The 20,950-nt window shown below is 58.9% G+C and carries 11 protein-coding genes and 13 pseudogenes; 9 read left to right on the top strand and 15 right to left on the bottom strand.

Translation table 11 applies throughout. The features are described 5' to 3' along the window. Positions 1–268: 268 nt before the first annotated feature. The 6 genes and pseudogenes from NLY37_RS28020 to NLY37_RS27995 all read right to left on the bottom strand — a co-directional run. Positions 269–854, bottom strand: a pseudogene (locus tag NLY37_RS28020) (transposase); the annotation flags it as partial. Between the two features lie 218 nt (positions 855–1,072). After that, positions 1,073–1,270, bottom strand: a pseudogene (locus NLY37_RS28015) (IS110 family transposase); the annotation flags it as partial. Between the two features lie 22 nt (positions 1,271–1,292). Beyond that, positions 1,293–2,117 (bottom strand): IS5 family transposase, encoded by an 825-nt coding sequence (locus tag NLY37_RS28010; protein ID WP_084559015.1) that lies wholly within the window; start codon positions 2,115–2,117, stop codon positions 1,293–1,295. 69 nt (positions 2,118–2,186) lie between these two features. Then, positions 2,187–2,617: pseudogene (locus tag NLY37_RS28005) on the bottom strand (transposase); the annotation flags it as partial. A gap of 24 nt (positions 2,618–2,641) precedes the next feature. Beyond that, positions 2,642–3,860 (bottom strand): annotated as a pseudogene (locus NLY37_RS28000) (IS256 family transposase). A gap of 56 nt (positions 3,861–3,916) precedes the next feature. After that, positions 3,917–4,332 (bottom strand): annotated as a pseudogene (locus NLY37_RS27995) (IS110 family transposase); the annotation flags it as partial. 190 nt (positions 4,333–4,522) lie between these two features. Here NLY37_RS27995 and NLY37_RS27990 point away from each other — a divergent pair. Continuing rightward, positions 4,523–5,720 (top strand): annotated as a pseudogene (locus NLY37_RS27990) (IS256 family transposase). 429 nt (positions 5,721–6,149) lie between these two features. Here NLY37_RS27990 and NLY37_RS27980 read toward each other — a convergent pair. Further along, positions 6,150–6,272, bottom strand: coding sequence for a hypothetical protein (locus tag NLY37_RS27980; RefSeq protein WP_280938699.1), 123 nt, complete (start codon positions 6,270–6,272; stop codon positions 6,150–6,152). A 439-nt stretch (positions 6,273–6,711) separates the two neighbouring features. Here NLY37_RS27980 and NLY37_RS27975 point away from each other — a divergent pair, with 439 nt between their 5' ends. Together NLY37_RS27975 and NLY37_RS27970 are read left to right on the top strand one after the other, a co-directional pair. Next, positions 6,712–7,536: an IS5 family transposase gene (locus NLY37_RS27975; protein ID WP_084559015.1), complete on the top strand. Its 825-nt coding sequence runs from the start codon at positions 6,712–6,714 to the stop codon at positions 7,534–7,536. After that, on the top strand, positions 7,533–8,189 hold the full coding sequence (locus NLY37_RS27970; RefSeq protein ID WP_084559083.1) for a CmcI family methyltransferase: 657 nt from the start codon (positions 7,533–7,535) through the stop codon (positions 8,187–8,189). The genes NLY37_RS27975 and NLY37_RS27970 overlap by 4 nt, the downstream gene beginning before the upstream one ends. A gap of 719 nt (positions 8,190–8,908) precedes the next feature. Here the strand turns inward: NLY37_RS27970 and NLY37_RS27960 are convergent. After that, positions 8,909–9,508: a recombinase family protein gene (locus tag NLY37_RS27960; protein WP_286442969.1), complete on the bottom strand. Its 600-nt coding sequence runs from the start codon at positions 9,506–9,508 to the stop codon at positions 8,909–8,911. Positions 9,509–10,099: 591 nt separating this feature from the next. Here NLY37_RS27960 and NLY37_RS27955 point away from each other — a divergent pair. The 3 genes and pseudogenes from NLY37_RS27955 (at position 10,100) to NLY37_RS30970 (ending at position 10,679) form a co-directional block, all read left to right on the top strand. Continuing rightward, complete coding sequence (locus tag NLY37_RS27955) at positions 10,100–10,249, top strand: hypothetical protein (RefSeq protein ID WP_084559082.1); 150 nt, start codon at positions 10,100–10,102, stop codon at positions 10,247–10,249. Between the two features lie 29 nt (positions 10,250–10,278). Beyond that, positions 10,279–10,542 (top strand): annotated as a pseudogene (locus tag NLY37_RS27950) (transposase); the annotation flags it as partial. After that, positions 10,542–10,679 (top strand): hypothetical protein, encoded by a 138-nt coding sequence (locus NLY37_RS30970; protein WP_023741982.1) that lies wholly within the window; start codon positions 10,542–10,544, stop codon positions 10,677–10,679. The pseudogene NLY37_RS27950 and the gene NLY37_RS30970, both read left to right, overlap by 1 nt. Positions 10,680–10,935: 256 nt before the next feature. Here the strand turns inward: NLY37_RS30970 and NLY37_RS27945 are convergent. Further along, positions 10,936–11,292, bottom strand: a pseudogene (locus NLY37_RS27945) (recombinase family protein); the annotation flags it as partial. A gap of 32 nt (positions 11,293–11,324) precedes the next feature. Between NLY37_RS27945 and NLY37_RS27940 the strand changes: the two are divergent. Together NLY37_RS27940 and NLY37_RS27935 are read left to right on the top strand one after the other, a co-directional pair. After that, a pseudogene (locus NLY37_RS27940) lies at positions 11,325–11,453 on the top strand (transposase domain-containing protein); the annotation flags it as partial. Positions 11,454–11,455: 2 nt separating this feature from the next. Beyond that, positions 11,456–11,593 (top strand): hypothetical protein, encoded by a 138-nt coding sequence (locus NLY37_RS27935; RefSeq protein WP_023741979.1) that lies wholly within the window; start codon positions 11,456–11,458, stop codon positions 11,591–11,593. 373 nt (positions 11,594–11,966) lie between these two features. On the opposite strand, the gene NLY37_RS27930 is transcribed toward NLY37_RS27935, so the two are convergent. Next, on the bottom strand, positions 11,967–13,310 hold the full coding sequence (locus NLY37_RS27930) for an LLM class flavin-dependent oxidoreductase (protein ID WP_031246224.1): 1,344 nt from the start codon (positions 13,308–13,310) through the stop codon (positions 11,967–11,969). A gap of 333 nt (positions 13,311–13,643) precedes the next feature. On the opposite strand from NLY37_RS27930, the pseudogene NLY37_RS27925 reads away from it, so the two are divergent. After that, positions 13,644–14,275 (top strand): annotated as a pseudogene (locus NLY37_RS27925) (transposase); the annotation flags it as partial. Between the two features lie 661 nt (positions 14,276–14,936). Here NLY37_RS27925 and NLY37_RS27920 read toward each other — a convergent pair. The 5 genes and pseudogenes from NLY37_RS27920 to NLY37_RS27900 form a co-directional block, all read right to left on the bottom strand. Beyond that, positions 14,937–15,043, bottom strand: a pseudogene (locus NLY37_RS27920) (IS5/IS1182 family transposase); the annotation flags it as partial. 2 nt (positions 15,044–15,045) lie between these two features. Then, positions 15,046–15,715 (bottom strand): annotated as a pseudogene (locus NLY37_RS27915) (DDE-type integrase/transposase/recombinase); the annotation flags it as partial. 60 nt (positions 15,716–15,775) lie between these two features. Further along, entirely contained in the window at positions 15,776–16,666 is an 891-nt protein-coding gene (locus tag NLY37_RS27910) for a MurR/RpiR family transcriptional regulator (protein ID WP_023741972.1), read from the bottom strand. Positions 16,667–17,076: 410 nt separating this feature from the next. Further along, on the bottom strand, positions 17,077–18,129 hold the full coding sequence (locus NLY37_RS27905; RefSeq protein ID WP_031246227.1) for a KamA family radical SAM protein: 1,053 nt from the start codon (positions 18,127–18,129) through the stop codon (positions 17,077–17,079). A gap of 237 nt (positions 18,130–18,366) precedes the next feature. Continuing rightward, positions 18,367–19,776: pseudogene (locus tag NLY37_RS27900) on the bottom strand (condensation domain-containing protein); the annotation flags it as partial. Between the last annotated feature and the right edge of the window lie 1,174 nt (positions 19,777–20,950).

The raw sequence follows: 20,950 nt of genomic DNA, 5'->3' as shown, positions 1-20,950 counted from the left end.
TTAAGTGTGGCGTGTTCAGAACACTTATTTGACAGTGGTTGCGAAGACGACGGAGAATCAGATGGCCTACACTGTAACCACTCGCCAGCACCCAGCCGCCTTGATGCACGGCGATGAGGTTTTGGCGGCCTGAAGCGGCGATGTGGCCGCTGTTGGGCGCTTTTCCGCGAACCTCGTCAGGCGCCGGCGGTGACCCGTCGTGATGGCAGGTGGGGTTTTCAGGTTGCGGTCGGCGGGTTCGTTTCGGGGCGTCTGCGCCCCATGGTAATGTCGCGAGCCGCGGAATGCGATCGAGGACGATGCGCAGGATGCGTTGGTCGGGGCAGGATGTCGGCAGGTGCAGGCGGATTTGCGTCTTCATCTCGACCACCCGCGCAGCGATCTTGATGAGGGGCAAACGCAGCGTGTCGAATTGCGCGGCGCGTTTCGGCATCGCAGCGCGCAGGCACCACATGAGCCAGTAGGCGCCGGCATGCAGGAACAGCCGGAACTGGTTGGCCGTCGCTCTTGTGCAGGACGTTCGGTCGGCGGCGAGATGCGTCTTCCAGGACTTGATGTGGTTCTCGGCCGCTCCGCGCCGGCAGTAGACATCCTCGTAGAGCGCCTTGGCCTTTCCACCGGCGAGGTTGGTGACGATGAAGCGGGTGTCAGCACCTTGGGCGCCGGCCTCGACCCGCGCTATGATGCGCTCGACGCAGTCCCATCCAGGAACTCCTTGAACCTGCGGACCTTGTTCGTCTTCGGTGACGCTTCAATGCGCGTCGTGCTGGATGCTTGCGCAAGGTCGTGGTGAACGCGAGGCCGTCGACGTCGTTGGCGCGGCACCAGTCGATGATCTGCGGGCTGCAATAATGATGGAGTTGTCTAATCGCGGTGGTGACGTCAAGTATCTTCGCGCTCGGAGATGCGTTGGCCGGGTACACGGTTGTCTTCGCGGTCAACATCGGTCGCCGCATAATGGAGATCGCGGGACGAGCCTTCAATGTGGACGACGCACCCCATCAGCGGAATGGCTCGGCTCAGGTCCCGGCAGGGACGCCTCAGGCGTTCAGATTCTGAACGCTATCCGGATTTACGATGTGGCTCCTGCATTCGGATTAAAGAGCTCACCGGTTTTAAGCATTGAATGCATAATCACCGCCAGTTTGCGCGCCACAGCCACGGCAGCTCGTTTGAAGCCGATCCTCTCCCGGAGCTGGAGACTCCATGTCCGCAGGGTGCTCTCGAATGAGCTACCCGTCAGAATAACCGACGCCGCTTCGTAGAGAAGCTCTCAGAGTCCGTTTTGAAATTCACGGATGAGCGTTTCGGCGGATGAGATTGCCGCCCATAGCGACAAGGATCATGGCTTGCGAGACGTCGATGCGCTGCTCGTAGTCGCGCACGAGGCGGCGCCATCTTGTCATCCAGCCGAAGGTCCGCTCGACGACCCAGCGGCGGGGCAGGATCTGGAAGCCCTTCTGGTCGTCGGATCGACGGATGATCTCGACCACGAAGTCGAGATAGGTGGCTTTGTCCATGAGCTTCAGCCGGTCATAGGCGCCGTCGGCGAACAGATGCTTCACCCAGGGCCAGCGCCTGCGGATACCATCCAGGATCGCCTGAGCGCCGGCACTGTCGGAGATGTCGGCGGTGGTGAGATTGACCATCAACAGCCGCCCATCCGTATCCACGGCAATGTGTCGCTTGCGGCCGACAATCTTCTTGCCGGCGTCATAACCCCTTGTTTCAGCTTGCGGAGCCTTGACCGACTGGCTGTCGATCACACCAGCCGTGGGACTGGCCTCGCGCCCGGCTCGTTCGCGATCCAGCATCAGCGCCACGTCGTGGATGGTCTGGAACAGAAAGCGCCGAGCCAACTCGCGGAACCAGCCGTAGACCGTTTGCCAGGGTCCGAAATGGATCGGCAGCATCCGCCAACCGCAACCCGAGCGGACCAGGTAGCGCACGGCGTTGACCACCTCCCGGAAATCAACCTCGCGCGGACGGCCGCGACGCCCAGGTTTGGGCATCAGCGGTGCGAACTGCTCCCACTCCTCGTCCGTCAAATCAGACGGGTAGCGCTTGGTCTTCTTGGCGATCTGGGCCATCCGGCCACGGCTCTGCTTTGTCCACATCTAAAGCTTGAATCATAACCCAGCCTCAGACGAAACCCCCGGCAAGCCGATTTTCAAAACGGTCTCTCACAAATGGCGGTCGCCGCGTCGGGATATATGGCCGCCATAATCGACTTCTCGGATTGGTAGCGGCGCGTCGTCCGGCCTATCCAGGCGCCACCAGATCGGGACGTCTTGAAGTTGCCCGGATCTTCAATGGCAGTGGCGAACGAGGTTGCTGTGATGGCGCCGATGCCAGGGATCGACATGAGCATGCGGCATGCCTGGCTCTGACGTGCATCTGCGACGAGCTGGCGCCCAAGCTCGGCGGCACGGATGCGAATGCCGCGCCAGGCCTCCAACATCGGCAGCACGATGAGAGTAAGTTCCTCGTGGTCGATAAGAAGGCTCCTAGCGTTCTTCTCGAAGGTGGTTCCCTTACCTGCACGAACGAGCAGGCCGAACGTTTTCATGATTCCACGAATCTGGTTGGAAAGTTCGGTGGGTACTGTCAGGATTTCCATGTGCGAGCGGGCGGTTGAACATTATGCCGCCATGGCCCTGATGAAGCGCTCACCGAAGATTACGGCGAACTGAGCCTTTGCCATGGACCATTCGCGTGGCGGCATTTTCCACTCTTTCTCGGATCGGTTCAAGATCAGATAGAGCAGTTTTGTGGCGGCATCGTCGCTCGGGAAGTGGCCCCTGGCCCTGACTGCCCGCCTGAGCTTCGAGTTCAGCGCCTCGATGGCATTCGTCGTGTAGACGATCCTGCGCACCGCTTCGGGGAAGGCGAAGAACGGGATCACCTCGCTCCATGCGCGCCGCCAGCTCTGCCCGATAGCGGGGTAACGCTGGCCCCAGGAGCCGGCTTCGAACGCGGTCAGTGCCTGTTCGGCGGCGTCGGCGCTTTGCGCGCGGTAGATCTCCTTGAGCGCCGTTGCCAAGCCCTTGCGGTCCTTCCAGGACACGAAGTCCATGGAGTTGCGCAGCAGATGGACGATGCAGGTCTGCACGATCGCCTCGGGGAACACGGCGGTGATCGCTTCGGGGAAGCCCTTGAGGCCATCGACGATGGCAAGCAGGATATCTTCCGTGCCGCGGTTGCGGAGTTCGTTCATACCCCGCAGCCAGAACTTGGCGCCTTCATTCTGCTCGAGCCACAGACCCAGAACCTCCTTGGCGCCATCGGCGCGCACGCCCAGCGCGATGTGTATCGCCTTGTTGCGGACCATCCCCTCGTCGCGGATCTTGACCCGGATCGCATCGAAGAAAATGAGCGGGTATACCGGATCGAGCGGCCGCTGCTGCCAGGTGGCGACCTCTTCGAGCACGGCGTCCGTCACTGTTGAGATCAGATCTGGCGACACGTCGAGGCCATACAGATCGTGCATATGCCCGGTGATCTCGCGGGTGCTCATCCCTGGCGCGTACATCGACACAATCTTGTCATCGAATCCAGGGAAGCGGCGCTGATACATCAGTTGCGGGTCGAGGCTCGACTGGCGGTCGCGCGGGACGTCGATCTGCAGCTTGCCGGTCTCGGTGGTTACGGTCTTTCGACCATAGCCGTTGCGCGTGTTGCCGACGCTCTCGTCGCCAGCCAGGTGATGATCCATCTCCGCGTTCAAGGCGCGTTCGGTCAGCGCCTTCTTCAGCGAATCCAGCAGGCCACCTTGTTCAAAGGCAGCGCTGGCGGCACCGCCCGCCAGCAACTGGTCGAGAAGCTCATTCGGTATCGCAGGTTCTTTTGCGTCGCGACATAGTGGGACTCCTTCTTACCCATTATGCCCGCCCGCACACGGAAATCCTGACAGTCCCAGATCGGTGGTGATCCGGACCAGCCGGGTGCGTGCCGCCACGAGCGTGCGGGTCAGCATACTGTCAAATCCTTTCACCCGCACCTCGCGGAAGAACCCCACCTCTGCAAGATGCGCCAACCGTCGGCGTCGTTCGCGTCGGTCTTATTCGGCGCCATATCGAGCGCAGCTTTGGCATGGCGAGCATCGATGCAGATCGCTGGCACCCTTTCCGCGCGTAGCGCGTGATAGAACCAGACGGAAAGGGTCCAGTCTCGAACACCATGCGTTTGGCGACCGGCGCCCGCTTATGGATAAGCTCGGCAATGATCTTTGGGACAGAGGCGCACTTCCCGCGCCAGACGCGCTTGCCTTCACGTGAGAATCGACAACGCTGTCTCTTTCATCGAAACGTCGAGACCGATACATTCTTCCATGGCTGTTCTCCATCATATGGTTGGGCCGGGCGTAGGTCGTGAGCCCGGTATTTGGTCGTGTCCCATCAGGTGGTGTAGCTCGGCGGTAGCGAAGCCGCTCACGAGCGCGCCGTTAGTAGTGTGGGTGGTCATCGGCGCTTTCCCGGTAGGGTTTGGTTGTTGACGCCAACCCATTTCGGAAGGACCACCGATGACCGACGACATGATGAACCTGCGCACGCTCGTGGAGAAGACCCCGGATGCCGATCTGCTGCGGGAGATGATCGGCTTTGCCGCCGAGCGACTGATGGAAATGGAGGTGGGCGCGGCCACCGGCGCCAGCTATGGCGAGAGAACCCGCTGCGGCTCGCCCAGCGCAATGGCTACCGCGACCGGGACTGGGAGACGCGGGCCGGCACGGTCGAGCTGCGCATCCCGAAGCTCAGGAAGGGAAGCTACTTCCCAGGTTTCCTCGAACCGCGCCGCATGGCCGAGAAGGCGCTAACCGCCGTCATCCAGGAAGCTTATGTGCAAGGCATCTCGACCCGGTCGGTTGACGACCTGGTCAAGGCCATGGGTATGAGCGGCATATCCAAGAGCCAGGTCTCGCCGCTGTGCGAGGAGATCGACGGGTAGGTGAAGGCCTTCCTCGAGCGGCCGATCGAGGGCGATTGGCCATACCTGTGGATCGACGCCACTTACCTGAAGGTCCGCCGCGGTGGGCGGATCGTCTCGGTCGCCGTTATCATCGCCGTCGGCGTCAACGCGGACGGCCGGCGCGAGGTACTGGGCATGGAGATTGGCACCTCGGAGGCCGAGCCGATCTGGACAGAGTTCCTGCGCAAGCTGACACGTCGCGGCCTGCGCGGCGTCAAGCTCGTTGTCTCCGATGCTCACGAAGGCCTCAAGGCGGCCGTCACCAAGGTGCTGTGCGCGACATGGCAGAGGTGCCGCGTCCACTTCATGAGGAACGTGCTGGCCCATGCCGGCAAGAGCGGCCGCAGGGTCGTCTCAGCCTTCATCGCCACCGCTTTCGCCCAGGAAACGCCCGAGGCCGCGTCCGTACAATGGCGCGCCGTCGCCGACCAGATCCGGCCGAAGGTGCCGAAGCTGGCGACAATCATGGACGACGCCGAGCCCGACGTGCTGGCCTACATGACCTTCCCCAAGGAACATCGCGCCAAGCTCCACTCGACCAATCCGATCGAACGTCTCAACGGCGAGATCAAGCGGCGCACCGAGGTCGTCGGAATCTTCCGAACGACGGTGCGATCGTGCGCCTCGTCGGCGCAATCCTGCTCGAACAGAACGATGAATGGGCAGTGCAGCGGGCCAGATATATGACTCTGGAAACGATCAGCCAGATGAGCGATGATCCCCTGATCAGCCTGCCAGCCGTGGCGCGCTGATCAGCCCGGCCCATGCCGGAGAGCACGGCGACTAATGCCGCCAGCTACACCACGCCGCGGGACACGATCCCGTATTTCCATCTTATCGGGGAACAGCCACCTTCCAAGGATATGATTGGTTCTCTGGGCGATGCGCTCCCGCGAATACCCCATGTGGATGGCTCCTGCTCCCCGGCATCAAGGTGCCAGATGGTAGGTTGTGTAGTGACCACAGACCCACAGTCGAGAGGAGCCATCCATATGAAGATTACCACGATCGGCTTGGATTTGGCCAAGAACGTCTCAGGTTCACGGTGTCGATGCTGAGGCGAACGCCACTGTCCGGCGCCGGCTGCGTCGGAAAGAGGTTCTTTTATTCCTCGGCCGCCTCGAGCCATGCCTCGTCGGATTGGAAGCCTGCGGATCGGCAAGCAGGGCCAGCCGTCGCGTTCAGAGCTGGATGCGTATGAGGCCTTCATTTCTGGCCTCATCTAGGACGCGCCGGACATCACGCTTGCCGAGATCGGCGAGCGCCTTGCCGCCGAGCGCGACCGTGCGGGTGGCTCGGATCATCTGGGCTATGATGACGACCAACGACCAGCACCGTCTTAAGTACCAGCTTTGTTGTATCGTCCATGTCCGATTGATGACACCGATGTGCCGAACCCGACAAAGCGGCCGACCATTCCTGTGGGAATGCTGGCACTGAGGCGTTTCTCACTCTCGTTCTGCGAATCGCGCACCTTGGCACGCCGCTTGCTTCGACAAGAAGGCAGACGCAGCATGGAGATCGACCTATGAAACTGGCTTCCGAACACAAGGCTTTTTGGGACGCCTGTCACAAGAACTACCCCGATGAGATGAGGCCTGGCGGATTTGGCGGACAACTTCTTGGCCAGAGGACGAATGCAGGAATAAACGCCGTCCTGAACGCTGATCATTCTGAGAGACCGTTTTGAAAATCGGCTTGCCGGGGGTTTCGTCTGAGGCTGGGTTATGATTCAAGCTTTAGATGTGGACAAAGCAGAGCCGTGGCCGGATGGCCCAGATCGCCAAGAAGACCAAGCGCTACCCGTCTGATTTGACGGACGAGGAGTGGGAGCAGTTCGCACCGCTGATGCCCAAACCTGGGCGTCGCGGCCGTCCGCGCGAGGTTGATTTCCGGGAGGTGGTCAACGCCGTGCGCTACCTGGTCCGCTCGGGTTGCGGTTGGCGGATGCTGCCGATCCATTTCGGACCCTGGCAAACGGTCTACGGCTGGTTCCGCGAGTTGGCTCGGCGCTTTCTGTTCCAGACCATCCACGACGTGGCGCTGATGCTGGATCGCGAACGAGCCGGGCGCGAGGCCAGTCCCACGGCTGGTGTGATCGACAGCCAGTCGGTCAAGGCTCCGCAAGCTGAAACAAGGGGTTATGACGCCGGCAAGAAGATTGTCGGCCGCAAGCGACACATTGCCGTGGATACGGATGGGCGGCTGTTGATGGTCAATCTCACCACCGCCGACATCTCCGACAGTGCCGGCGCTCAGGCGATCCTGGATGGTATCCGCAGGCGCTGGCCCTGGGTGAAGCATCTGTTCGCCGACGGCGCCTATGACCGGCTGAAGCTCATGGACAAAGCCACCTATCTCGACTTCGTGGTCGAGATCATCCGTCGATCCGACGACCAGAAGGGCTTCCAGATCCTGCCCCGCCGCTGGGTCGTCGAGCGGACCTTCGGCTGGATGACAAGATGGCGCCGCCTCGTGCGCGACTACGAGCAGCGCATCGACGTCTCGCAAGCCATGATCCTTGTCGCTATGGGCGGCAATCTCATCCGCCGAAACGCTCATCCGTGAATTTCAAAACGGACTCTGACCGTTTTGCAAAGCCATCCGATCGAGATTGGATATCGTCAATTTATCCATTTATTGCTGACCAGCGCTTCACAAAAATTGGAGCTTTGGCGATGACTTACAGAGGGCTGATAATTTACAAGAGTCCTTTTGATCTTGCTCTGTATCCAAGGTTAATTTGGGAAATTCAGCCGAGAACAATTATAGAACTCGGTTCAGCTCAGGGTGGCAGCGGACTTTGGCTCGCCGATAAAATGTCAGTACTTTGTGAGAATGCCGGCGAGGTTCACTCCTTTGATTTGTATAGCAAACTCGTTCATAAAAATGCAATATCGCATCCATTACTTACTTTTCATCAACTTGATCTTTCTGATGTCACCAACTTCGATGAAACTCTACTTATGAATTTGCCTCACCCATGGCTTGTGATCGACGATGCACACGTGAACATATTTTCGGTGTTTTCCTATCTGAACAACTTTCTTGTATCAGGAGACTACTATGTGATAGAAGACAATCCTGTATATGCAAATAGAGAAATAATTGATGGGTTTGATCTGATAGAGAAGGCTGGATTCTTAATAGATACTTATTATACGGACGCGTTTGGGAACAATGTTACTTGTGCTTCAAATGCATGGCTTCGAAAGTCGTAAGACTGCGCCGACAGAGTGCCGGCGCATCGGCCCCATAAATGCGCAATGCAGTGTGCGCTCAGCTAGAATCATTGCATGTGCCGTTCGCAAGATCGGGCAGCACCCCATCAAGAGAATGTCGGATCTTCGCGTAAGAAGCCTCTGTGAGGGCCAGATGCGCATGCGGGGATCGGCGCGGTGCCCCCGCAAAGCGCCACCGGATGGCAAACTGCCCCATTGCCGCGCTTCATTCAACTGATCGGCGCCAATGATCGTGCCCCGACGCCTTCGAGGTGACGGTAGCTGTCGCCCGGATGACTGGTGAAGCATCCAACAACTGGGGTCGGAACGATCTATTCCCCGGTATCGATACATAATTCATGGATCTCCATATCGCGATCGAACAGGCGCCACATAGGCGGCCTCGATCTCGGTCGTGCTTTTTTGCCCTCCACCATGGCTTCGAGGCCGGGTTTGATCTGCAACTTCGCATTTCGCAAAAGCCGGACAGGGGTTCCGCTAATTCCCGGACAGTGGTTTCGCTAATGTCGGGACAGTTTGGCGGCGACGGTCCTGGGGTGCCTTGTCGCGTTCATCGATGATTGATCTCGCCGTTTTCGGTGCCGGTCAAGAGGGGCGCTGCCTTTTGCATTCGCATGCTATCGCCCTGGAGCACGATCCGGCAGGCGTTGTGAACGATCCTGTCGAGAATGGCGCGGCGAGTAGGGTCCGCGAATGCTTCATGATGCACCTTTCCTTGATCGCCTGGTCCGTTGCAGTCGGCGTTGAAGTTGACCAATCTGGTCGCTGGAAAGGCTGATCTGCCAAGGCTGGCCTTCCGTGCTTTGCCGACCGTGGACAAGGCCCTGGGCGATGTAGTCGATATGGTTTGAGCCGTCACGGCCCGATTGCAGCGGCTGCGCCCTGTACAGAGCCAGGCGGATGCGGATCTGGTGCAACTCCGCTTCGCTCATGATCCCCGAGAGCCCTAACAGCAGCCGGTCGTGATAAGCGCAGGGATCATATAGACGTTCACCATCGGCGATGACAACGCCGAACAACGAACACAACTCGAGGAGTTGATGCCAGTCCCGGTTGTTGCGCGCCAATCGAGATGCATCGAGGCTGACCACCAGACCCGCGTTGCCGAGCTCGATCTCGGCGATGAGCCGTTGGAAGCCGCCGCGCTCGACTTGGCCGTTTCCTGATTTTCCAAGGTCCTCGTCGACGACGACGACACGATCCGGCCAGCCCAATCTGACGGCGCGGTCCACCAAGCTGTACTGAAGTTCGGTGCTTTCCTGGTGGTGGCGAACCTGGTTTATTGAGGATTGGCGCACATACACGTAAGCGAACTTTGAACGTCGGACGCATCAAGGGGAGCGGCAGAAGGCGGCGCGGGGGCGAGCTTCGCATACCGCTGCCAGGTGGCTTGGCCTACAACCGCTCCGGCCACATCGTGTTCAACCCTGATGAAGAGGTTCAGGCTCGGCTGCGTCTGATCTTCGACAAATTTAGAGAGCTTCAGAGCGCGCGACGCGTTATGCGTTACCTGCGCACGCACGACCTACGCGTATTGGTGCGGCCGCTTCGCGGGCCGGCGCCCCATGAGCTGGTGTCGCCAGACGCCACCATCGCCTATTTTTGCACAACCCGGCCTATGCCGGCGCATATGTCTACGGCCGGCGCCGACTAAATGCGGTCCGCCGAGGTCCGGGCTCGCACCGCGCAACCTCCGAAGGTGGCCATTGACGACTGGGATATTTGCATCAAAGACGCACACCCTGGTTATATAACTGGGAGGAGTTCATGGCCAATCAGCGACGCCTCGCCGACAACACCAATCGATACGGGCCGGCCACCGCGGCGCGCCGCGCAAGGGCATTGCTTTGCTGCAGGGCTTGGCGGTCTGCGGCCAATGCAGACGGCGGATGACCGTGCGCTACAGCGGCCCCGACAGTGCATGCCCCGTTTACTGCTGCCTGGCGGACCGCAACCAGACCGGCAGCTCTCTCTGTCAGGAGGTTCGGGCGCCCGCAGTAGATGAGTTGGTCGCCCAAACCCTCCTGAAGGCATTTTAACCTGACCAAATTGCCATCGCTATCGCTGCGCAGACGCCAAGGAGGTTCTGGGTCTGTGGCTCGAGCAGAATGAAGGCGCCAAGTTCTGGCTGCGGGGTATGAACGAACTCCGCAACCGCGGCACGGAAGATATCCTGCTTGCCATCGTCGATGGCCTCAAGGGCTTCCCCGAAGCGATCACCGCCGTGTTCCCCGAGGCGATCGTGCAGACCTGCATCGTCCATCTGCTGCGCAACTCCATGGACTTCGTGTCCTGGAAGGACCGCAAGGGCTTGGCAACGGCGCTCAAGGAGTGCCGCGGGCGCTCGAAGCGCTTGACGCGACCCTGCGGCGCATTGAGCAGGGCGAGATCGACGGCATCCAGGCGTTCGACGAACTTCTGGTGGAAGAACTACCCTGCGCGAAAGTCGGCGCATCAAGGCTGCTCTGATGATGGCGCGCCTCCCACCCGATAGGAGATCGCCTTGTGGCCCAGTCCCTCCCCAAAACGATATCTCGAAATCTCGCGGACACGCCCCATGCTCAGTCTCTCCGCCGCATCTCGGTCCTTTCTCGGCAAGCCCAAGAAAGGACCTTCAACCGGCAGAGCACCCAGTCCAAACACTGCCTCAGGGGCGGAATAATCTTGGAATCAGGGGGCGGCTATTTCTCGGAACGCGGGGGCGGCATTCCCTCGGAATTTGCACATAGACCCCTTCCAGATCGATTACGCGAGCCTCACCATACCGCATAGTCCGAGCAAATGATGCGAATCGCGGCCATTGTGGGCAAGTCGGGACGCATCAAAGCAAACCACCGCTCCGACGGTGCCCGAGCAAAGCCAGGCGACCAGGCGGTCGAAACCCGGTCTCGCGGCCATGCCGCTCGCCGATGGACCGAGGTCATTGTCGATCGCCTCGACTTCTTGAAACCCCCACTCGCGCTTCAGCCACCAGATCATATAGCCAACGCTGGCTCTCAAGATTGGGGTAATTGGCGACATAGACCACGGCTTTGCGTTTGCGCACCGTGGCTGGAAGAAGATCAGTATTCGCAATGATCATTCCCCTTGGCCACGCCGGCGGGCTGCAACAGCAACGCTATCAACCCGGAGGCCTATCTCGCCGACCTGATCGGCCGCATCAGCAATCATCCGGCCAATCGCATCGACGAACTTCTCCCCTGGAGCCGGCGCCCCCGATCCGACTCCAGACTGGCGGCCTGACCTTGGCCGCGATCACCCGAGTCTACATCCTCCCGCTTGCCGCCGAAATGCTCGGCGTGGACGTCGATCTGCTGTGGGAGGTCCATGTCGACAATGAGCCGGAGGACGGCTGCCCCTGGGTCTATGGGCCTGACGATTAGCAAATCCCGCCTTCACAGACTTCGGCCTAGAAAGCCTGACCGACTTCATCCGGGAGCACAAAGCCACGGCAGCGGTCAAAACGATGGCCGGTAAGACCCCGGGGTTTTGACCGCGCGCTTACGGTCAAATCACCGCTCGACATCTAGCGAGGAGGAACCGTCCACATATAACGGGACCTGGGGCCGAGCCATTCTGCTGATGGGTTGCACCGCTGACCCAGCATAGAGCGTCGTCCAAATTGAAGGCTCCTCCCGCGAACCTCCATCATGCGGCGACCGATGCTGACCGCGAAGAAAACCGTGTGCCCGGCAAACGCATCTCCAAGCGCGAAGATACTTGACGTCCCCACGGCGATTAGACAACTCTATCAGGTCAGTCTGCTTGCGTGAATCGATTGATTGGCCGCTTGAGACCGAGGTTCTCTCTTAGGGTTTTTCCGTAGGAGTATCTTGACCTGAATTTTCCCCGTCGCCGCAATTCGGGGACGACGAGTTCAATAAAATCAGTGAGTCCGCCAGGAATTGTCGCTGGCAATACGTTGAATCCGTCAGCCGCACGATTATCAAATAGGTCGACCATGGTGTTGGCAATCTCATCCGGTGTTCCAACAGCCATCAGATGGCCCCGGCTGTCCGACACCAAGCGGATCAACTGTCTCCAAGTGAATTTTTGGCGTGCGGCCAAGTCGAGCAGGAGTTTCTGACGGCTGCGAATGAAATTCGTCTCCTGTAGAGTCTCAGGCACCGATGAGTCAAGATTCACTGATCGTAAATCGATCACAGACCCCAGCCAGAGCTGGGCCTGCCCAATCAGAACATCAAAGTGTGTATACGATTGCAGTCTTTGAAGCTTCTCAGATGCTTCTTCTTTTGTATTTCCGACTATTGGGACAATACCCGGCATGACCAACACCTGGCCTTCTTCTCGTCCAAGTGCGCGAGCTCTCTCTTTGAGAGCAGCGTAGTATCGTTTGCCGTTGTCGAAAGACGGCTCGGCGGTGAATACGACCTCGCCCACTTCCGCGGCAAACGCAATTCCGGCATCTGATGCGCCAGCCTGAACCAAGACTGGGTAGCCTTGCGGCGGCCTGGCGACGTTCAGCGGACCTCTGACTGAAAAGTGGTTCCCTTGGTGGTTAAGCAGATGCAGTTTCGTCGTATCAGCGTAAATTCCACTTTCCTTGTCGCAAATGAAAGCATCGTCCTCCCAAGTATCCCAAAGGCCTTTGACGACTTCTACAAATTCCTTCGCTCGAGCGTAGCGCATGTCATGAGCTGGGAGTTCCTCTTCACCAAAATTTTTAGCTTCGTAATCACTTGCCGAGGTAACAATGTTCCAAGCTGCCCGTCCTCTGGATAAGTGGTCAAGTGATGCGAACATGCGCGCAAGATGATAGGGCTGGTAATACGTCGTCGAGGCTGTCGCAATAAGACCGATGTCCCGTGTTATCATTGAAAGCGCCGATAACAGCGAAATTGGCTCGAATCCATAGTTGCGACTCACACGAGGTATGGCTGCGCGATCGGTTATCACACCTTGGTGGTCGGCGAGAAATACAAAGTGAAATGCTGCACCTTCGGCAAGTGCTGCGACGTGTGAATGTTGGTCGATATCAGCTCCGCCATTTGCTGGCACGCTGGGGTCGAGCCATGCACCTTCATGATATCCCGACGGACAGAGATAGAGTCCGAGCGCCATTTCATCACTGCGTCCCATACGGCACCTCCGATCAATTTAGCTATGTTCGCGCACTGCATTCAGCGGTGGGCACTTTTCTTTGAAGCGGCATTACTAGACTGTCGTGGAAGGCAGATACCGCGCATTCACGGCGTTCCTCTCCCGAAGCGGCTCCCATACAGACGAGCAAACCTACGTGAGAACCGACGGCAACGAACCTACCAAGCATAGTAGGCAGCCTACGGTGAGACTTTCCGCTGCCCGTGGGCTAAAGGCGGGATGATCTAGCCTGAAAAATTCACGGTGGGTTGGCGGATGTGGTTCAAGCCGTTGAAATGACGTAGAATTTGGTTGCTAAGGCCGATCCGAATCATTTCCGGAGACCACACCCGCCATGATGATCCCACGCTGCCGCTGAGCGGCTTGTCATCTGTCGGCGGCAAGTCCGTCGTCGCCCGTTTCGACGGCGGCATGCTGTCGTCGGACAGTGGCGTTCTGGCTCTAGCAGAGGTGGAGAAACGACTGCGGGTGGCCGACCGTCTGGCGCGCTGCATCGATGATCCACGCAGCCCGGACCAGGTCATCCACAACTTTACAGATATGATCGGCTTCCGCATGAAGATGATCGCCGCCGGTTACGAGGATGGCAACGACGCCAACCGGCTGCGTTCCGACCCGGTCTTCAAGATGGCCCAGGATGCGCCCCCTTCGGGTCGGGATCTGGCGTCGCAATCGACGATGTGTCGGCTGGAGAACCTACCCGATGTGCGCTCGCTGCTCGCCATGGGCCGGACGATGGTCGACCTCTACTGCGCCTCCTTCCGGCAGATTCCGAAGCGGATCGTGCTCGACATCGACGACACGTTTGACGCCGTGCACGGCACCAGCAGTTCCGCCTCTTCAATGCCCATCACCACGAGTACGGCTTCCAGCCGATTGTTGTGTTCGACGGCGACGGCCGGTTCGTGGCTGCTGTCCTGCGACCGGCCAAGCGGCCAAGTGGGGCGGCGGGAGAGGCGCCGCAGAAATACTTCAGCTTATCTTCTTGAGCTGCTCAAGCGCAAGTCGCCGAAGCTGGCCGCAAGTGGCACTGGCCAACAAAATCGCCCGCACCGCCTGGAAAATGATGGCGACCGGCGAACCCTATCGAAAAAATACTGTGTCGGCGGCGTTGGCTTGTGCAGCATAAGGAATCAGTCAGTCATGGTGAGCTGGGAAGCTACCGCGCTGATCTGATGCGTGAACTTGCAAGAAGAGAGCAGATGACGTAATCGATCGATCCAAGACGCGTGATAATCCGTCCCCGGCAGTGGCTTTCGTAGGTTGCGTCCCTGTTGGAACACGCGTCGCGGAGCCCATCTTGGCCAGTGTTGATATGGGAGCGCGACAACAGGCCGGACATATGCACGCAAGCGATAAGATCAAATTTCCTCTCGACATCTTGCGAGGAGGGAGCCGTCCACATATGCCGGGAGGATGGCGTTGGTGAACTGGTAGATGGGGAGGCAGCCCTGATTCGATTACATTGAGGCACCCACGTCCCGAACGCTAACAGGCGGCGACCTAGAGTGTTAACCGCGAAGAGAACCACAGAGCCGGCAGGAACATGGATAGGCCGAAAAGGAACTTGCAATCAGCTCCGCGATCAGAGAACCCCATCTGTGAGGGATGGGCGTTTCTGCGGATAAGATTGCCGCCCATAGCGACGAGGATCATGGCGTGAGAGACGTCAATGCGCTTCTCTAGTCGCGCACGAGCCTCCGCCACCGCGTCCAGGCGCGCCATATTTTGTCAGGGCTTCCTCCAGCGCCTCGACATAGCTCGAAGTCCGCTTCATCGTGATCGACACGCGATAGGTGAGGAGCGCCGGCTGAACCAGTCAACGAGGCGGCCAGATAGACAAAGCCGCGCGCCCTCGGGGTATAGGTGATGTCCATCGCCCAGACCTGGTTCGGACGACCGACCTGTAGTCGCGCAGGAGATAGGAATAGATTTTGTTGCCCCGGCGCGGGTTTCGAGGTGTTCGGTCGGCCACAGATCGCCTCGACGCCCACGCGCTTCATCAGCGTGGCGACGTGGCGGTGGCCGATCTCGACGCCCTCGCGGTTGAGAAGGTTGCGCAACATCCGGCTGCCCGCGAACGGGTATTCCAGATGCAGTTCATCGATGCGGCGTATCAGCGCGAAACTTCCTCGGCCGACCGCAGCTTATAGTAGGCGCTGGCGCGGCTGATGTTCAGATCCTTGGCCTGACGGACGATGGGAAGGTCGTGGTTGCGGTCGATCATCGCTTTACGCTCAGCATGCCGGCCTTGATGAGCACGCCTTCCAAGTGAACATCGAAAAGCTGAGGCAACTCGGCCAGCGTCTTTCGCCCTTGATGGCAGTCAAAGCTACCATGGCCTTCAAAGCCGGTGTGTAATTCCGGCGCGTGCGCTTCGTCATGTCTCTCCTGATTCTCGGCAACTACGTTGCCGTTGTGAATGGCGCGAATGAGGCTGTAGGTCATAGCCGTCTGTTGGAAATGCGAGGCTTTAAATGGATGTTGAGCGCTGCAAGTTGTTTATCGTAGCGCTCAATGGCTTCCAGCGCTTCGTCACCACCATGACCTGCAATCAAAGCCCCTAGAACCTCGGCGATTGCAAAGGCAGGGGTCATCGTATTGAAGAACGATAGACCATTGGTCGGAACCACGACGGTGGTTTCTGCAATCAGCGCCAATGGGGCGACCTCGCTATCGGTTATAGCAACAACTGAGATTCCCCGAGATTTCGCGAACTTCGTTAGTTGAACGGTCGTCCGCGTGTAGGAGTAGACACTCGCGACAAGTAGGACGTCACCCTTACAAGCGCTCACGATAGCGTCGCTCCCGGTGCCTCCAATGCCGTCGAGAAATACCGATTTCTCCCCGACAAGCCTGAGAATATACTGCAGCTGCCAGGCTATGGCGTGACTGGAGCGCAGTCCAAGGCAGTAGATCCTGCGGGCTTTAGCCAGCGATACCGCTGCTGTCACCACGCGCTCGAGGGATCGTGGCTCCGCAAGCTGTGTGACCTGCCTTGCGATTGACTTGAGCATCTCTGCAACTACCGCAAGGTCACCCTTCAGCTTCGGCATTGCAACGGGCTTTCCTATCCTCCCAGGACGTCCAGCCGCTGCATCCCGCAAGGCTTCAGCATACATGTTGCGGATATTATCGAACCCCCCTAGGCCAAGATGCTTTGCAAGACGCGTCATTGTTGAAGGTTGTACGCCGGCCAGCCGCGCCTGTTTACGCATCGAAAGCAGAGCGACATCACGTGGCCTGTCGAGCACGAAGCGCGCAGCGTTCTGCATCTGCTCCGGCATGCCATTGAGACCGTTGAGGATTTCCTCCGTGAGTGGTCCTTGTTCCATAGGCATGCCACCTAGTTGTGCTTCAAATTCTGGATTTGCCACGCTGCACGCCGTCATCGGACACGATACAGACGGCGATTGGCTTGAACTACGATCCGAGCGAGGGTACCGGATAGACAGCGATCGCGGTTTGGAAGGTCCTGAAACCCAACATTGGTGGTCGCACCCGGCGCTTATGCGTCTGATGCTCAAATCTTGCTGATGCGAATGCGGATCGGTTTCAGCGTCCGCCGATTCCGGAGGCAGTTTTCAACGTCGCGAGAGACGATCGCCCGCCGTTTTTCAATGCCGAGGCGCTTCGATCGGCCATGGAGTGTAAGCACCTTCCGACGAAAGCGTTTGGCTGCCGCTTAAGCTTTTGTACTTCCGTTGGCTGTGTGCCGGTAATCAGCATTGCGCATCTTTTGATCTCATCCTTCGGGCAAATCGTCCAACCAGCAGGCGCCTTCGCGGTGCGGCCGGGAAAAGATCTTTCCGATCTTTTCCAGGTCCTTGTGTTGATGATATCGCATATACACGCGCCCATCGCCTGCGAGGTCGAGGATCTCGATCTTCCCGGTATAATGTGACATGATGTATTTGAATGTCTTTTGAATGCCGCTAAGATGCTTGGTGATGCTGCGCGTAATCTCTAGTCCGCGGGATAGCGGAACTTGAAAATGCGATGCGCCTTTCACTGGTCTTCCCTGAAAGAGATAATAAGGACGGACTCCCATTTGGTGACACTTGGCGAAGGTCGCAGTCAATATCTCGGGATCATCGTTGACTTTCGCGAGAAGTACCGACTGGTTGAGGAACTGCACGCCTTGTGTGCGCAAGAAGCGGATGGTGTGCTCCGCATCGGCGGAAATTTCGCCGATGTGATCGAAATGTGTGACGATCACTGCGGCCTTGCCCGCTTCCTGGATCCGTCGGAACAAGCCAGGGAGAGCGGAATCTTCGAACCGCTTAGGCTGATAGGCGACTGCTTTTGTGCCGAATCGAATCGAATCCAAATTTGGGATCGGCAGCAGATGATCAACAATTTTGTCGAGTTGAGCGGTGCTGAGCATGAACGGGTCGCCTCCCGATAGCAGCACGTTCGTCATTTCAGGATGGTCCACGATGTATTGTGCAATCTGAGCGAAATCGGCTGCGATCTCATCGGAGTTTTTGCCGACAATGCGTTTGCGAAAACAATAGCGGCAATAAGAAGCGCAACGGTCCGTTACCAGCATCAGCCCGGTCTGGGCGTACTTATGCTGAAACCCGGGCACGACCGTATTATCATGCTCGCCGCTCGTATCAAGATTGCCGGGGCTCTCGAACTCGTTGAATGAAGGCTCGACGATGTACTTAAGTTGGTCGTAGTAACCACTGGTGGTGATCTGTTCACGATAGGAATTTGTAACGTGATAACGCGTGATGTTGTTCGCTTGTAGCTCACCTGCGGAAACGACCCGCGTCCCCTCGATGAAATTCATGACCGCAGTCTGGACCCGCGGGCCCGAGTTGGCTGGCGGTGATTGAGGCGGGCAAACGCGAGACGCCGGCGAAGTCGCTCTGGCGCTCGGCTCGAGACAGCGCATGCCTTGATCTCCGCAGATGACCGTGATCGTCTTCGGATCCCGCTCCGCCTGCACCTCAATTGGTTTATGAATGCAGCGCCTCGGCGGATGGGCCGCTTCCGTCAGGTTCGACTGTACCAGAAGACGGTGACGTTCCTCCGCCAATCGAAGCCGCAGCGACCAAACCCGCTGCCCGGGGTTGGCCGCCATCTGGCTTAGCGCCTGCTGCAAATAGCTCGTAAACCGCTCGACGGTGCTCCGCTTAAGTGGCAACGTCGCGTAGATCAGCCTTCCATGAATGGCCTCGCCGACCTCAGCAAGCTCAAGCGCAAGATCATGTCGCGCGACACTGTCGTCAAAGGCGGCGTGCTTAAGCTCAAGCCCTGGCAGCCCCGTGGTGGTCTCCGCGCCGTTGATTTGCCATCCAAGTACAACCTGGAAGATCGGGCGGTGAGCCAAGGCGCGGGGCGGATTGACGAGTTCCACCACTTGCTCAAACGGCAGGTCCTGGTTTTCTTGCGCTCCAAGCGCGGCGGCATTCACCCGCTCCAGCAATGTCGCCGTCGTCGGATCGCCCGACAGATCGATCCGCAGCGCCAGGGTGTTGGCAAAAAGGCCGCACAGCCTCTGAATCTCAGAGCGTGTGCTGTTGGCGCACGGCGTGCCGATCATCAGCTCGTCCTGACCCGACAACCGCGCCAACACGAGCGCCCAGCCTGCCAGCAGAGTCACAAACAGTGTCGTTCCATGAAGTCGGCTCAGCGCCTTGAGTTGCGTGGTCAGCGGCTCGTACAACGCGAACTTGACGTAGCTGCCGCTGTAGTTCTGCTGCGCTGGCCGCGGCCGGTCCGTCGCTAGCTTCAGCACCGTTGGCGCGCCAGCCAGCATGCGGAGCATGTATTCCGACTGACGTTTTAGCACCTCTCCTGTCAGCCAACGGCGCTGCCAAACCGCGTAGTCCGCATACTGCATAGGCAATGGCGGCAGCCGATCCGCGCGACCCTCCCGGGCCGCAGCGTAGCGCTCGCTGAGTTCGCGTGGCAGGATCTTTTGCGACCAGTCGTCCGAGACGATGCGGTGCGTCGTGATCAGCAGCACATGATCGTCCATCGCCAAGCGCGCCAGTCGTGTGCGGATCAGCGGCCCGGCTTCCAGGTCGAACGTCGCCTGCGCGTCATGGTGCATTAGATCTCCGACTGTTGCTTCCATATCCGTCGTCCTCAGATCGTCTCGTTTCAACGGCTGGCCGACATCCGCCGGTCCGATCCGCTCGAACGGCTCGCCGTCCTCCACTCCGAAGGTGGTGCGGAGGACCTCATGACGCGCCACAAACCGGTCCAAGGCCGACGGAAGGGCCGCCTCGTCCAGTTCGCCGCGAAGCCGAAGCCCCTTGTGGATGTGACAGACCTCGTTGCCGTCCGCTAGATGCGAAAGGACCCAAAGCCGCTGCTGGGGGATTGACAGCGGCACCCGCGCCGGTCGCGGCAAAGCTTGAAATGGCGGGACCGCACTCAACAGTGCAGCGTCTATCGCATTGATTTGGGTACTTGGAGCAAGTTTCATGTTGACCTTCTCGGCCGGAGACCGTGAGAGCGCTATGGGACGAACGGACACTTCACCGTATCCCACGCAATCGGCGTGCCACCGCGAAGTTGTGCGAGCACGAGGGGCAAAACCATGTGTTCTCGCCGCAGCGGCGGAATACTAGTGCCTCAATGCGTCAGGTTTCGAACATAGAGTCTTCAACCGGACAGGCTGAACACGGACACGAAGGTCGAATGGCGACCTTCGCATGCACGAGAGAGCTTTAACTGCATGGGACCAGTTGGCCGAAGCTCCCGCGTAGGCCGATCGTCCGCGGCGACAAACAAGGTGAGACTCGTCCAGATTGTCGCGCCATAGCCGATCGAGCGCGCGAGCCGAAGGAACATTAATCATGGTGCTGCAGGCAGGTGGAGCGCCTTGGCGGAGACGAACATCGCACTTTTCAACGCGCCGACCCGACAGTGTGCTGCCAATATCGGTCCAAAGCGACCCATGTCGTGAGTGTGGAGCGACAATTGACTTTTTTGGAAGTTGATCTGTCGGACGACCAAGACATCGGCAGTCACATCATAAGGCTGAAGAGCGAAGGCTCCGGCAATGCGCATGCCGGTGGCGGTAAACAGGGCCTTCGTACATTTGAGGCCTGATCGTGACTGCTGGCTTCAGCCAGGCAGCCGCCTAAATCAGCGCTGCGATCTCGTCTAACTAAGTATATGCGCAATCCGTTACCCCAACGGGCCGAGGCGCAGAGCGTCGGCGGGCAGCCCCGATGACCCGGGCCTCGGCTGACATGACAAAGCCAGTGCAAAGCGGCGAAACTTCAACCATCGCGGCCCGATGTCGCGCAAGCTCGTCAACTCGAGCACGCGGGCATTTTGAATGTAAGGATCGTCCTACCTTCCGCGAAGGCAACGCAACTCTTTAGGATGGAATTTGAAGCCCATTTCATGCTGCAATTACGCTTGGCATCGAGCTCCTGGCTCAGCAGCGGACGTCTCGGCCAAGGTCTGGAACTAGCCATGGCAATTAAATGCTTCTGACTAGGCGACCTCGCCCTTGACGAGGCGAGTGGCCAGATGCCAGCCGAAATCTTTGCCCAACTTTCGCAGCGCCCCGGTTCGCTTGACCGACTGGCTCCTCGCGCGGCCAGCGTTCGTAGCCATTCGGTCGCCTCATATTGGCGTCGTGCTCT

The organism is Mesorhizobium sp. C395A, from assembly GCF_030323205.1.
Lineage (GTDB): Bacteria > Pseudomonadota > Alphaproteobacteria > Rhizobiales > Rhizobiaceae > Mesorhizobium.
Note: the sequence above shows the minus strand (reverse complement) of the source record. Positions and strands in the feature narration are given on the sequence as shown.